Origin of the sequence: Paenibacillus ginsengarvi, assembly GCF_003626695.1 — a bacterium.
Lineage (GTDB): Bacteria > Bacillota > Bacilli > Paenibacillales > NBRC-103111 > Paenibacillus_AB > Paenibacillus_AB ginsengarvi.
In genome coordinates this window covers 32,900-45,172 of the sequence record NZ_RBAH01000007.1, presented here as the reverse complement: position 1 = coordinate 45,172, position 12,273 = coordinate 32,900, and the positions used below count along the sequence as shown (strand labels likewise).

The following is a 12,273-nucleotide window of genomic DNA, read 5'->3' as shown; positions in this document are numbered from 1 at the left end:
TTCGCCCAAACGTTGCTTCGAGCGTATGGAAATGGTATCTTGGAATTATACTAAGCGAAAAAGTAAACGCGCAGTTCGGTTTGTCAGTCGAGGAGGTTAATCAAATGTCAGAAGAAATCAATGTTCAAGAATCCGCAGAAGCGGCCAATCAAGAATTGCTCAGCGTAGCCACCTACAAAAAAGGCGATATCGTCAAGGGCAAAATTGTCAAAATCGAAGACAATCAAGCTATTGTCGATATCGGTTATAAATACGATGGCATCATTCCGCTGAAAGAATTGTCGAGCGTAAGCGTGGACAATGCAGCCGAAGCGGTTCAAGTCGGTCAAGAAGTCGAATTGAAGGTGCTTAGCCTGGACGATAACAAGGAGAAGCTCCTGCTCTCCAAACGCGCTGTTGATAACGAGTTGTCCTGGAACGAGCTGCAAGCGAAGCTCGAGCAGGGCACGATCATCGAAGCGCAAGTGAAGGAAGTCGTTAAGGGCGGTCTCGTCGTTGACGTAGGACTTCGCGGATTTGTTCCGGCTTCCATGGTGGAACGCCATTTCGTGGAAGATTTCTCGGATTACAAAGGACGCACGCTTCGTCTGAAAGTGAAAGAGCTCGACCGCGAGAAGAACAAAGTCGTTCTGTCGCAGAAGGACGTTCTGGACGAAGAGTTCGAAGCGAACAAAAAGCAGGTGATGAGCAACCTGACAGTCGGTCAGCAGCTTGACGGCACGGTTCAGCGTTTAACGCAATTCGGCGCCTTCGTGGATATCGGCGGCATCGACGGTCTCGTGCACATCTCCGAAATGGCTTGGCATCATGTAGAGAAGCCGTCTGACGTTGTTGCGGAAGGCGACAAGGTGCAAGTGCAAGTGCTCAAGGTCGACCCGGAACATGACCGGATCAGCCTCAGCATTCGCGCTACGCAGCCGGGTCCTTGGCAGCAAGCAGCGGGCAGCTTCCAGATCGGCGAGATCGTGAAGGGCGAAGTGAAACGTCTGGTCAATTTCGGCGCATTCGTCGAAATCGCGCCTGGAGTCGAAGGCCTTGTTCATATTTCGCAAATCGCGCATCGCCATATCGGCACTCCGCATGAAGTGCTTAAGGAAGGGCAAGAAGTCAGCGTCAAAATTTTGGATTTCAACCCGGCCGAAAAGCGCGTGTCGCTCAGCATCAAAGAAACGGAAGAAGCGCCTGAAGCGCCGGCGAAACCGGAGCGCGAGCGCAGAAACGATCGCGGCGGTTCGCGCGGCTCTAACCACAACGAACCGATCCCTCCGCGGGAGAGCCTCAACATGACGCTCGGCGAGCGTTTTGGCGACAAGCTCAGCAAATTCAAATAAGATAAATTCTTACGGACGGCTTCCTCGCGAAGCCGTCTTTTTCGTATTTGGGCGAGCCCCCATCATCAAATTCAGATTCCACTTTGTGGGGTTATTTTGTCTTATTGCTTAAAAAGGGCGGGTTTCACAAATACTATGGGTTATTACGCCATAAGGGGATGAGTCATGAATCCCGGATTTCCCTCGTTTATTTTCATTTGCATCTCGCTCATATTACTGGCAAGCGGCTGGAAGCTCACTTTGCTGGGCGGTATATCGGACAGAGCGATTGCGGCGGTGTTCGGCCTATGGCTTGTGGTCGGCTTGCTGCGAATCGGACATGCGGATGCCGCAGTTATCGACGGAGCTGTCGCGGCGCTGCTGGCTGTCACGGTGCTCGGAGCGCTGGGAGGCCGCTTCCCGCTGCACGCGGTTCATCTGTTCTCGATAGGACTGTTCCTCGGCTCCGTCTATTACCTGTTTACCCGTCTCGGCGAGCTGAACCCGTTTTTTTGGCCCCACGGCAGTTGGGCTCCGGCGGGTCTTCTGGTTGCCGTGGCGGCTGCGATGCTCGTACGTAACCCGAAAGATCAGATTGCAGTCCTCAGCCTGGCGCTGCTGTTTGGAACGGTCCTGTATATGAGGCTTCATAAACAGCGGACGGGCATATCGCTCGGCGGGTTGCGGTTTCAGGACCAGTGGTGGCTCGCGCTGTTCACGGCACGCCTGCTGTCGCTGGCCGGCGAAACGACGATCGTTATGGCGCGGGGAGCGTCCCGCACGATTATGGGAAAATGGAAAGGAACTAAAAAATGATCGAACAAGCATACGCTCACCGGTATACGGCCAGCATTATTGTCGGCATCGTGCTTGGCCTGGTAGCCAGACTGACGATGCTGCGTACGGATTACAGGCAATACCCGACGTACCCGCACGGGCGAATTATTCATATTGCGCTCGGCGTCATTGCCGCGGCGCTTGGCTCGGTTGCGGTCCCGGCGCTTTTCGATAAAAATTATACGGCGATCACCTTTCTGACTGTGGCCGCCCAGCAGTTCCGGGACGTTCGCAATATGGAGCGAAACACGCTCAGCAAATTGGACGAAATGGAACTTGTTCCCCGCGGCGGCACGTATATCGAAGGGATCGCGATGGTATTCGAGGGACGCAATTACCTCGTTATCTTCACCGCTTTTGTCGGATCGCTGTTTACCGTGCTGTGGGGCATTTACTGGGGGATCGCCTGCGGCGCGGCCGCCGTGCTCGTCTCGCAAATATTCAAATCCGGCAAATCAATCGCCCACGCTGCCGACGTGGAAAGCGCGGAGGTGCGGATCGACGGACCCGATCTGTACGTCGGCAATATTTATATGATGAACGTCGGGTTGTCTGCGGACCGCGATACGATCCGAAAGCAAGCGCTCGGCTTCATCCTGAAGCCGAAAAATTGCAATTTCCGGGTGTCGCTGGCGAATCTCGGGCAGCGTCAGGCGATTTTGCACGATCTTGCGACGACTCTCGGCGTATACCGGGATTCGGGAGAGCCGGCGCTCGTCCCGATGGGCAAGCTCGATATGAACGACGGCAGGCTGGCGCTTTACGTTCCGCTTCAGGAGCCGGATGCCGAGAAAGCCCAGAAGGTGCTGCTGCGCGTGCCGCTGCTCGAAAGCGCGGTGCGTATGCCGTCCGAATCGGCAGCTCAGCCGAAAAAGGGAGGAGCTTAGCAGGTGGGAAAAATTTTAGCTGTCGTTTCGACAATACCGCACAAAGTCGGGGGTGGGGCACCGATATTTCTTGTCGAAACGGAGAAGGAGCAGCAAGAGGTCGCGTTTTTGCTGGAAAAGATTTTGGACGCTAACGCACACGATTTGAAGAACGGCACGATGATACTGGTCGACCATAAGGGGTGAGGCCGGTCGAATCGTGTCGGTCTGCCGTTTAGGGAATGACGGATACAGGCGAAATACAGGAGAAGGGCGCTTCTTCACTTTGTCGGGCGAATTTGTTATGATGGAAGGCGTGATTATTATGAGCCGTATAGCTCTAGGGCGACGACCGTCGTCCAGCACAGGACTGAAAGCTTCGGATCGATAACCGAGGGAATTTGAAAGTAGGAGTTGAATCGGATGGCACGTCCCATCGTGGCGATCGTAGGACGCCCGAATGTGGGGAAATCGACGGTTTTCAATCGAATAATCGGCGATCGGCTCGCAATAGTAGAAGATAAACCCGGTATTACGCGTGATCGGATATACGGTGTCGGTGAATGGATGGGCACTTCTTTCAGCGTGATCGACACCGGCGGGATCGAGATAGACGGTCAGGATCAAATGCTAAGGTCGATCCGGATGCAGGCGGAGCTGGCGATCGAAGAGGCGGATGCAATCGTCTTCATGGTCGACGCCAAGGCCGGCATGACCGGCTCGGATACGGAAGTGGCGCAAATTTTGTACCGGGCGCAAAAGCCGGTTATTCTAGCCGTTAACAAAGTGGACAATTTAAAGCGGCAGGACGACATTTATGAGTTTTACTCGCTAGGTTTCGGCGATCCGATCGGGATATCCGGCGCGCACGGCATCGGCATCGGCGATCTGCTGGAGGCGGTCGCCCAGAAGCTGCCGGTGAAGGAAGACGAGGAGTACGGGGAGGATACGATCCGGGTCGCGCTCATCGGACGCCCGAACGTAGGCAAGTCGTCGCTCGTGAACGCCATCTTGGGCGAGGAGCGGGTTATCGTCAGCGATCAGGCGGGGACGACCCGCGACGCGATCGATACGCCCTTCGAGAAAGACGGGCAGAAGTTCGTGCTCATCGACACGGCGGGCATGCGCAAGCGCGGCAAAGTGTACGAGACGACCGAGAAGTACAGTGTCATGCGCGCCATGCATGCGATCGAGCGGGCAGACGTCGTGCTTGTCGTCATTAACGGCGAGGAAGGCATCATTGAGCAGGACAAGCATATCGCCGGCTACGCCCATGAAGCGGGCAAAGCGTCGATCTTCGTCGTCAACAAATGGGATATCGTGGACAAAGACGACAAAACGATGCAGCAATTTACGCAAAAAATTCGCGATCATTTCCTGTTCATGACGTATGCGCCGGTCGTATTCGTCTCGGCCAAGACGAAGCAGCGGCTGCACAAGCTGCTGCCGGTCGTCGTAGAGGTAAGCGAGCAGCATGCGATGCGGGTTCAGACGCATCTGCTGAACGATGTCGTCTCCGATGCGGTTGCCTTCAATCCGCCGCCTACCGACAAAGGAAAACGGCTCAAAATCAATTATGCGACGCAAGTGTCGGTCAAACCGCCGACGATACTGTTGTTCGTCAACGATCCGGAATTAATGCATTTCTCCTACGAGCGGTATTTGGAAAACCGCATCCGTGCGGCTTTCCGCTTCGAAGGAACGCCGATCCGCTTGTTTACGCGCAAAAAATCAGACGACGAATAGGGAGAGGTAGCTTGTGTTACAAATCGTTCCGGTATTGCTCGCATATTTGATCGGCTCGATCAGTTTCAGCTTTTTGTACGGCAAAATTTTCAAAGGGATCGATATTCGCAAGCACGGCAGCGGCAATGCCGGAGCGACGAACACGCTGCGGGTCATCGGCGTCGGTCCGGCTATCGCCGTGCTGCTGCTGGACGCCGCAAAAGGCGTTTTGGCCGTTTGGATCGGGATCTGGTTCAGCGCGAACGCGGACGCCAGCTATATTCCGGCGTTGGCCGGACTTGCTGCTATCGCGGGTCATAACTGGCCGGTCTATTTCGGCTTCAAGGGCGGCAAGGGCATCGCCACAACGATCGGCGTAGCTGCAACGCTTTGCTTCATACCGGCGCTTATTGCAGGCGCCGTCGCCATTTTGCTTATCGCGCTTACGCGTTACGTTTCGCTTGGCTCGCTTGTGTTTGCCGTACTCATTCCTATTATCGTTGCTTTCATGGATTACCCGTCTTCGACCCTCTGGGCTACCATTGTGATCGGCCTGTTCGCGATCGTGCGCCATCGTACGAACATCGTCAAGCTGGTGAAGGGGAAAGAAAGTAAACTCGGGCAAAAAGCGAACGCAGCGCCGGGCGGAAAGGAGAAGGCGGGATGAGCATGCGCAAAGCGGCAGTTGTTACCGCCGGAAGCTGGGGAACGGGACTGGCATCGGTGCTGGCGGATAATGAATACGATGTCATGCTCTGGACCCGATCGGAGACGCAGGCGGAAGAAATCAATCGGGATCGCTTGAACCGCAAATATACGGGCGACTATGAACTGCCGGAACGCATACGGGCCACGGCTAAGATGGAGGAAGCGCTCGCCGGGGCAAGCCTTGTGCTGTTCGTGTCGCCGTCGCACGCCATGCGCGAGGTGGCGAGGCAGGCAAAGCCTTTTTTGGACTCGGCCGTGACGGTCATTCATGCGACCAAAGGGTTCGAGCCCGGTACGATGAAACGGATGACGGCCGTACTGGCCGAGGAATTGCCCCAGATCGACGCCGGCCGATTAGTCGTGCTGTCCGGTCCGAGCCATGCCGAGGAAGTGATTCAGCGCTGTCCGACGACCGTAGTTGTCGCCGCCGAACGGCTCGATGCGGCGGAAGAGGCGCAGGATGCTTTGATCAATTCGTATTTTCGCGTTTATACGAATCCCGATGTGACCGGGGTTGAGGTCGGCGGCGCGCTGAAGAACATTATCGCGCTCGGGGCCGGGCTTTCCGACGGGCTCGGCTTCGGCGACAATGCGAAGGCGGCGCTCATTACGCGGGGGTTAACGGAAATTGCCCGGCTCGGGGTGGCGATGGGCGGACATGCGTTAACGTTCTCCGGACTCGCGGGTATCGGCGATCTCGTCGTGACGTGTACGAGCAAGCACAGCCGCAATTGGCGGGCGGGTTACCTATTGGGACAAGGGAAACCGCTCGAAGAGGTGCTGGAGACGATGGGGATGGTCGTGGAAGGCGTGAAAACGACGAAGACGGCATTCGCCCTATCCCGGCAATATGAAGTATCGATGCCGATTACGGAGCAGTTGCACGAGGTATTGTTCGCGGGCAAGGAACCTCGCCAAGCCGTCGGCCATTTGATGGGTCGCCTTCGCACCCACGAAATCGAAGAGCTTGCCGATTCGTTCGGCGATAAATGGATGCTTTGATGCTGGACGCGCGCCTGCACGCAATAAGTCCGACACTCATACAATACGGTATGTCATCGTATGAGGAGGTCAGGCATGAGCGGAAAAGATATTTCGAAGGACGTACTGAACGCGGTCAAGAAGAAAGCCGGCAAAAACGTCTCCGAGAAAGATATACACAAACTGGCGAGCGGCGTCAAACCGTCGACGATTCAGAGCGAGAAGCAGCTGCGGCAGCTGATCAAGCAAGTGTCCAGCATGGTGAAGGTTCCCGTGTCGGAGTCGACCGTGAACGAGATCGTGAACGCGGTGCAGAAAAGCGGCATGAACCCGAACAACATGGAGCAATTGATGAAGATGATGATGAAGAAGTAGCTTGAACCGATTTATATAGGCGCGAAACGAATAGACGATCACCGTTCCGGTTTTGGGAGGTGGTCGTCTTTTTTGCCCATATTTTTCATCTAAAATGAGTCCTCAAACGGATTTTTTCGTAGTATAGTTAAGATTAGCAAATTATGGCGATATGTAGCGAAAGGAATTGTTGGCGATGGCAATAATAGACGTTTTACGCTTCGACGGTCCGTCGGACGTACTGGTATGGAAACACCCGAATCAACAGTTAGGCACATGGACCCAGCTGATCGTCAACGAATCCCAGGAGGCGTTGTTTTATAAAGGCGGACAAGCGCTGGACTTGTTCGGTCCGGGCACGCACACGTTGTCGACGCAAAATATTCCGATTTTGTCCACCCTAGTCAATTTGCCGTTTGGTGGCAAATCCCCGTTTGCTGCTGAAGTCGTGTTTGTAAGCAAAACGACCCGGATGGATGCGAAATGGGGGACGCAAACGCCGATCCAACTGCAGGAGCCGAAATATCAAATGTTCGTGTCGGTTCGTGCCTTCGGCCAAATGGCAGTCCAAGTCGAGGATACTCGCCGGTTTGTCTCGAAGCTGGTCGGGACGCTTTCGCAATTCGATCAGGCTTCGCTGGTCCAATATTTCCGGGGCATTTTGATGATGAATATTAAAGAGCTGATCTCTTCTTACCTCATCCTTAAAAAAATCAGCATTTTGGATATTCATGCGTATCTCACGGACATCTCGCAAGGCATTTATGACCGGGTTGCCGCCAGTTTTGCGGAATACGGCCTTCGCCTCGTGCATTTCAATATCGATTCGATCAATATGCCGGAAAACGACCCCTCGATCAGTCGTTTAAAGGAAGCGCTGGCCAAAAAAGCGGAGATGGACATCCTGGGTTATTCGTATGGACAGGAACGAACGTTCAACGCGATCGAACAAGCGGCCAAAAGCGAAGGGATTCCATCTGCATATGCGGGGGCGGGGCTCGGTTTCGAGCTGGGAAAAGCGTTTGGGTCTGCGGCCGGCCAAACGATACCACGCGTGATGCCGTATACCGAAACCGTTTCGGATTCCCGGACATGTCCGCAATGTTCGGCCCCTAACGGGCCGGGAGCCAAGTTTTGCGGCAAATGCGGAAGCGAGCTTGCTCAGGCGCAGCCGGTTCCTCCTAATACGGTGCCCTGCAACGAGTGCGGCCATTTGCTGCCTGAAGGCTCGAAATTTTGCGCCAATTGCGGCAATGCGTACAACCCGTGCCCGGCTTGCAAAGCGGATAATGCGCCTGAGGCGTTGTATTGCCGGGAGTGCGGAACGAATTTGACGCGTACATGCGGCCGATGCCAGAAACCGTTTCAACCGGGCCAAAAATTTTGTCTCGAATGCGGCAATAAGGTCGGGTGAAACGAGTCGAGATGAACATCAATCGTCTATTTGCCAGTTTGTACGGCATCGTTTTGCTGCTGACGGTTGTCCTGTTTTTGGCCGCCGGTGAGTGGGGAGCAGATGCGGGAGTCCGGTTCGTTTCCCTACTCGCGCTGTTGTTCGCGGAAACGATGGGCTGGCGGCTGATCGTTTATGCGAACGCCGCCGGTGCAGCGGGGAAATCTTTGCCGGCTCGCCTGCTGTTCGTGACTGTTACCACGCTGTATGGTGCTGCTGTTGTGCTGCATATCGTTTTGTTTTGGCTTGTTTGGTCCGTTTCGTTGTTTGCGTATATCCTTATTCATCTGGCAACGCTGGTCGTTTGGGGGACGGGAATGGGTCTCTCGCTCGCCTACTCGAAATACGTTGGCGACCAGGCGAAGCGGACTACCGCACAAACGCAACTGATCGATCGCATGCGAGCGAAACTCAGGTCGATCCAGCAGACACTCGATCGGCTCGACTGGGCCGATCATGAAGGGTTGAGGGGCGAACTAAGGGAGTTGTTGGAGAAGCTGACGTACAGCGCCTCCGTTCCTCGCGGTACGATGCCGATTGCTGAAGACAGCATGCTTTGGCAGATCGATGCTCTAGAGCAGTGTGTGCGGAAGCTGGAGCAGAATAAGGAAGATAAGGGCAATATTGAGCTATCCCGTCAACTGATCGTCGACATTACCGAGGATTTGGCTCGCAGGAACAGGCAAGCAGGAGAATTTAAGATAGAGAAGAGGGTGTAGCTTTGGAATGGAGTGACAAACCGATAATCTCCAACGGCTGGCTGATCGCGGGTCTCATTGTGTTTTTCCCGATCGGGCTTTTGTTGTTATTGATCCGGATTATCCTGCACTACAACTTGAAGGTTCAAAAAAGCGGAGATATGAAAGCGGGCGGCGCTATTTTACTCGTTTTTTTCGTTATCTATGTGATCATTCTCCCGCTCGTTACTTCAACCGATCCAGAGATTACATGGCAGGGGACAGTCAGCATTATCGTCGTAATGATCATTTTTTTCCTTGTTCCAGCTATTATCCTGCTGTGGCAGAGCAATCGGAGATTAAAGCGGCTGGATGATCTTTATTCCCTCTATTACAATCTGATCGTGGATCGAAACGTAACCAAGATAGAGGAGATCGCAAAGCTATCCCGGCAACGCCGCAAGATGGTTGTCAACGATTTGAAACGGATGATTTGGCTTGGATATTTCGACGGCCGGGTAAGCGAATATCAGGTTGATCTTTACCACCGTAAGGAGCATCGTTCGGATTATCGTTCGGAGGTGTACAGCGGCAGCTTCGAACCGAAGGCCGCCGCGGTAACGCCGCCGCCAAAACCAGCCGGATTGCAGCCCAAAGATGTGGAATGCCCCGGCTGCGGCTCGCGCAGTGTGGTCCAGCCGGGAGCGACGGTGGTTTGCGACTATTGCGGTACAAGTCTGGTATATCCGACAAAGGCCGCTAAAACATAAAATGGGAACAAAACCCGGCCCGTTGCGCCGGGTTTGTTTATTTTTGCAGGACAATAAGCTATACGCGCAACGCCGAATTGTCCAAAATGTAAAGTTGTTCCAAACAGCCTGTGCTCCTATAATGAGAACGTACGTTCCCAAACGTACATCATCTTATCATTATAGGGAGAGTGGATCATGAGAAAGACTTGGTTAGTGTGGCTTATGATGTTTGGCCTCTTGTTCGGGAGCTTGCCCGCCTATGCGGCAGAGGGTCCGATCGCGCCCGGACTGCTGCGCTGGGTTCCGGGGCAGACCGCAACCGGCAGCCAATATGCGGTCACCGACGGTAACTGGCAGACGTATGCGACCGTGAGCGGCGATGCGATCGTATGGAACTTCGATCGGCCCGTCGACGTGAACGGATTTGTGTTTTATGCCGATTCGCCGGACGCTCAATTGTATTTGTTCGACGTTTATGGTGTCGGCGTTGCCGCCTCAGGCGCTTCGACGACCGTGCCTACCGCGCCTTTTCCGATCGAAGTATCGAAGGTGAAGTCGGTCCGGGTAACGGCCGCGAATCCCGGACAACCGGTACGTGTGTACGAGATGGACATTTACGGCTCGTTGTCCCACATTATTCCGAATACGCCTACAGGCTTGAAGGCGGTCGGCGGGGATAGGAACGTGAAGCTGGAGTGGAACGCGGAGCCTAACGCTACCGGTTACAAAGTCAAACGTTCCACTTACGGAGGCCCCTACTCGGTTATCCAGACGGTTTATGGCGCGACGAAATACGAGGATCACTCGGTCATGAACGGTTATTCTTATTCTTATGTCGTATCCGCCTTCAATGAATTTGGCGAGAGCGCTCCTTCGGCTCAGGTGTACACTTATCCGATGCTGCCGCCCCCGGTCACACCGACCCATCTGACGGCTGTTGCCGGCGATAGCCAGGTACTGCTGCAGTGGGAAACGGTGACGGGCGCCGTTTATTACAACGTGAAACGTGCGGAGCAACCCGGCAATACGTATACGACGGTAGCGCAAACCGTCTATGGCTATTACACGGATAACTCGGCGGAGAATGGCCGGACCTACTCCTACATCGTCTCCGCTCTTAACGGCTCGGGCGAAAGTTATCCGAGCGGACCGGTAACCGCGACTCCCGTCGCTGCTGCACCCGATCGGGCGCTGCTTGTTCTGACGATGACGGATCGCCTGATGAAGGAATACGATTTGTCCGCGGCGGAAGCGAACGCATTCGTCCTCTGGTACACACAACGATCCGGCGGGCAAGGACCGGCTGTGTACGTACTGGACCGCCACGACAACAACCGGGGACCGTTCGCTTCGCGCAAAGATTACGTGACGTTCGACAGCATCATTTCTTTTGAGGTGAACGCCTATACCCGGCGTTAGCAAGCCGGCGCTCCAGTCATACGCTTAGAAGAAAAAGGCTGGACGAGAAAACGTAATGTTTTCCGGCCAGCCTTTTGTGTATCTGTATTTGCAGGAATGAGCCTAAACCGAAACCGTTACCCGAATATCTTGCGGATAGTTGCCGAAGTTTTTGCCAAACAGACTGACACCTCCGCAATTCGCAGCGGATTCCGGACATGCGATTCGAAAGAGCAGCTCCTGTCCTGTTTTTATATGCAGTTGTTGAATATGAACATCGGAAAACCTGACCCCATCGATAAATGTACCTTCATCGGTAACGGAGAGGACCTTCAGAAGCCCGTATTGGGTATCTACCCACCACTCAGGTGTATATTGTCCACGCTTGCTGCCGAAATCCCCCGGACAAGTCCAAGTAGCGACAACCGTGTTATTGATGGAAAATGTAATATCCGAAGGCCAATTATCGTTATAGTAAGGCGCCTCGGAGCAGATCTCCAAAGAAATGGTTATGCAGGACGCGGTTTCTTGCCCGACCAAAAAATTCGGAATCCGATATTCGACGAAACCGCTTGCAAACCAGAGATGCTCTGCCATCGTGCGCTCGGGGTCGTCGAAGTAACGAGGGTCATCCATCATGCCGATACGTTTGACGGAGGACGCCATTCCGCAAGTTGGCCGAACCTTATACTGAGTGTATTGCCCGACCGGCAAGTCGACAGTAAATCCGCTTTGCGGTTTTTTATTTTCGGCCGTTCGGAGCACCAGCGTCATCTTTTCCACATTCAAGGAACAGCGTTTCTGCGTACCTCGTTTGCCTACCGTGTTCTCCGTAAAAACAATCCTGGCTTCCTCCAGCTTCTGGATATGCTTTGTAATGATGGCTGAGGACATACCTAATGCCTCTGCGAGTTCCCCGATATTGTAAGGCTTCTCGTTCAACAATTCGATGATCCGAACTCGCGTTTCGGAAGAAAAGCACTCCAGCACTTTCATATTTTTCGTTGTCACGTCTACTATCATGCGGCACACTCCTAACTCATCTGATTATATAACCAAATTGTTAACTAGTCAATATATGCGTTGACAAAATAAAAAAGGTAATCTATTATATTAACCAAAATACAATTAAGATAGTTTTTTTGTTAATTAGATGGAGGTGACCCATTACCTGTCGAATTGAGGCTCTTTCACAAACCAAACAAACCGTAT

The 12,273-nt window shown here is 53.7% G+C and carries 13 protein-coding genes; 12 read left to right on the top strand and 1 reads right to left on the bottom strand.

The window, feature by feature from the left end; all coding sequences use genetic code 11:
* Nucleotides 1-104: 104 nt before the first annotated feature.
* The 12 genes from rpsA to D7M11_RS11400 all read left to right on the top strand — a co-directional run bounded on the left by rpsA (nucleotide 105) and on the right by D7M11_RS11400 (nucleotide 11,082).
* Nucleotides 105-1,331: a 30S ribosomal protein S1 gene (gene rpsA, locus D7M11_RS11455; protein WP_120747350.1), complete on the top strand. Its 1,227-nt coding sequence runs from the start codon at nucleotides 105-107 to the stop codon at nucleotides 1,329-1,331.
* Between the two features lie 165 nt (nucleotides 1,332-1,496).
* Nucleotides 1,497-2,126 carry a hypothetical protein gene (locus tag D7M11_RS11450; protein ID WP_120747349.1) on the top strand — a complete coding sequence of 210 codons (630 nt, stop codon included), beginning with the start codon at nucleotides 1,497-1,499 and terminating at the stop codon, nucleotides 2,124-2,126.
* The gene (locus tag D7M11_RS11445) at nucleotides 2,123-3,034 is read left to right on the top strand and encodes a YIEGIA family protein (protein WP_120747348.1); all 912 of its coding nucleotides are present in this window, start codon (nucleotides 2,123-2,125) and stop codon (nucleotides 3,032-3,034) included. The genes D7M11_RS11450 and D7M11_RS11445 overlap by 4 nt, the downstream gene beginning before the upstream one ends.
* Before the next feature lie 3 nt (nucleotides 3,035-3,037).
* Entirely contained in the window at nucleotides 3,038-3,220 is a 183-nt protein-coding gene (locus D7M11_RS11440) for a capping complex subunit for YIEGIA (RefSeq protein ID WP_120747347.1), read from the top strand.
* A gap of 216 nt (nucleotides 3,221-3,436) precedes the next feature.
* Nucleotides 3,437-4,759 (top strand): ribosome biogenesis GTPase Der, encoded by a 1,323-nt coding sequence (gene der / locus D7M11_RS11435; protein ID WP_120747346.1) that lies wholly within the window; start codon nucleotides 3,437-3,439, stop codon nucleotides 4,757-4,759.
* A gap of 13 nt (nucleotides 4,760-4,772) precedes the next feature.
* Nucleotides 4,773-5,405, top strand: coding sequence for a glycerol-3-phosphate 1-O-acyltransferase PlsY (gene plsY / locus D7M11_RS11430; RefSeq protein ID WP_120747345.1), 633 nt, complete (start codon nucleotides 4,773-4,775; stop codon nucleotides 5,403-5,405).
* Nucleotides 5,402-6,448, top strand: coding sequence for an NAD(P)H-dependent glycerol-3-phosphate dehydrogenase (locus D7M11_RS11425; protein WP_120747344.1), 1,047 nt, complete (start codon nucleotides 5,402-5,404; stop codon nucleotides 6,446-6,448). The genes plsY and D7M11_RS11425 overlap by 4 nt, the downstream gene beginning before the upstream one ends.
* 75 nt (nucleotides 6,449-6,523) lie before the next feature.
* Nucleotides 6,524-6,802, top strand: a complete 279-nt coding sequence (locus D7M11_RS11420) for a stage VI sporulation protein F (RefSeq protein ID WP_120747343.1) — start codon at nucleotides 6,524-6,526, stop codon at nucleotides 6,800-6,802.
* Nucleotides 6,803-6,977: 175 nt separating this feature from the next.
* Complete coding sequence (locus tag D7M11_RS11415; RefSeq protein ID WP_120747342.1) at nucleotides 6,978-8,195, top strand: SPFH domain-containing protein; 1,218 nt, start codon at nucleotides 6,978-6,980, stop codon at nucleotides 8,193-8,195.
* Between the two features lie 11 nt (nucleotides 8,196-8,206).
* On the top strand, nucleotides 8,207-8,953 hold the full coding sequence (locus D7M11_RS11410) for a hypothetical protein (RefSeq protein WP_120747341.1): 747 nt from the start codon (nucleotides 8,207-8,209) through the stop codon (nucleotides 8,951-8,953).
* A gap of 2 nt (nucleotides 8,954-8,955) precedes the next feature.
* Nucleotides 8,956-9,681 carry a hypothetical protein gene (locus D7M11_RS11405; RefSeq protein ID WP_120747340.1) on the top strand — a complete coding sequence of 242 codons (726 nt, stop codon included), beginning with the start codon at nucleotides 8,956-8,958 and terminating at the stop codon, nucleotides 9,679-9,681.
* Between the two features lie 177 nt (nucleotides 9,682-9,858).
* Nucleotides 9,859-11,082 carry a fibronectin type III domain-containing protein gene (locus D7M11_RS11400; RefSeq protein ID WP_120747339.1) on the top strand — a complete coding sequence of 408 codons (1,224 nt, stop codon included), beginning with the start codon at nucleotides 9,859-9,861 and terminating at the stop codon, nucleotides 11,080-11,082.
* 102 nt (nucleotides 11,083-11,184) lie between these two features.
* Here D7M11_RS11400 and D7M11_RS11395 read toward each other — a convergent pair whose 3' ends face one another.
* Entirely contained in the window at nucleotides 11,185-12,057 is an 873-nt protein-coding gene (locus D7M11_RS11395; protein WP_240041060.1) for an ArsR/SmtB family transcription factor, read from the bottom strand.
* Between the last annotated feature and the right edge of the window lie 216 nt (nucleotides 12,058-12,273).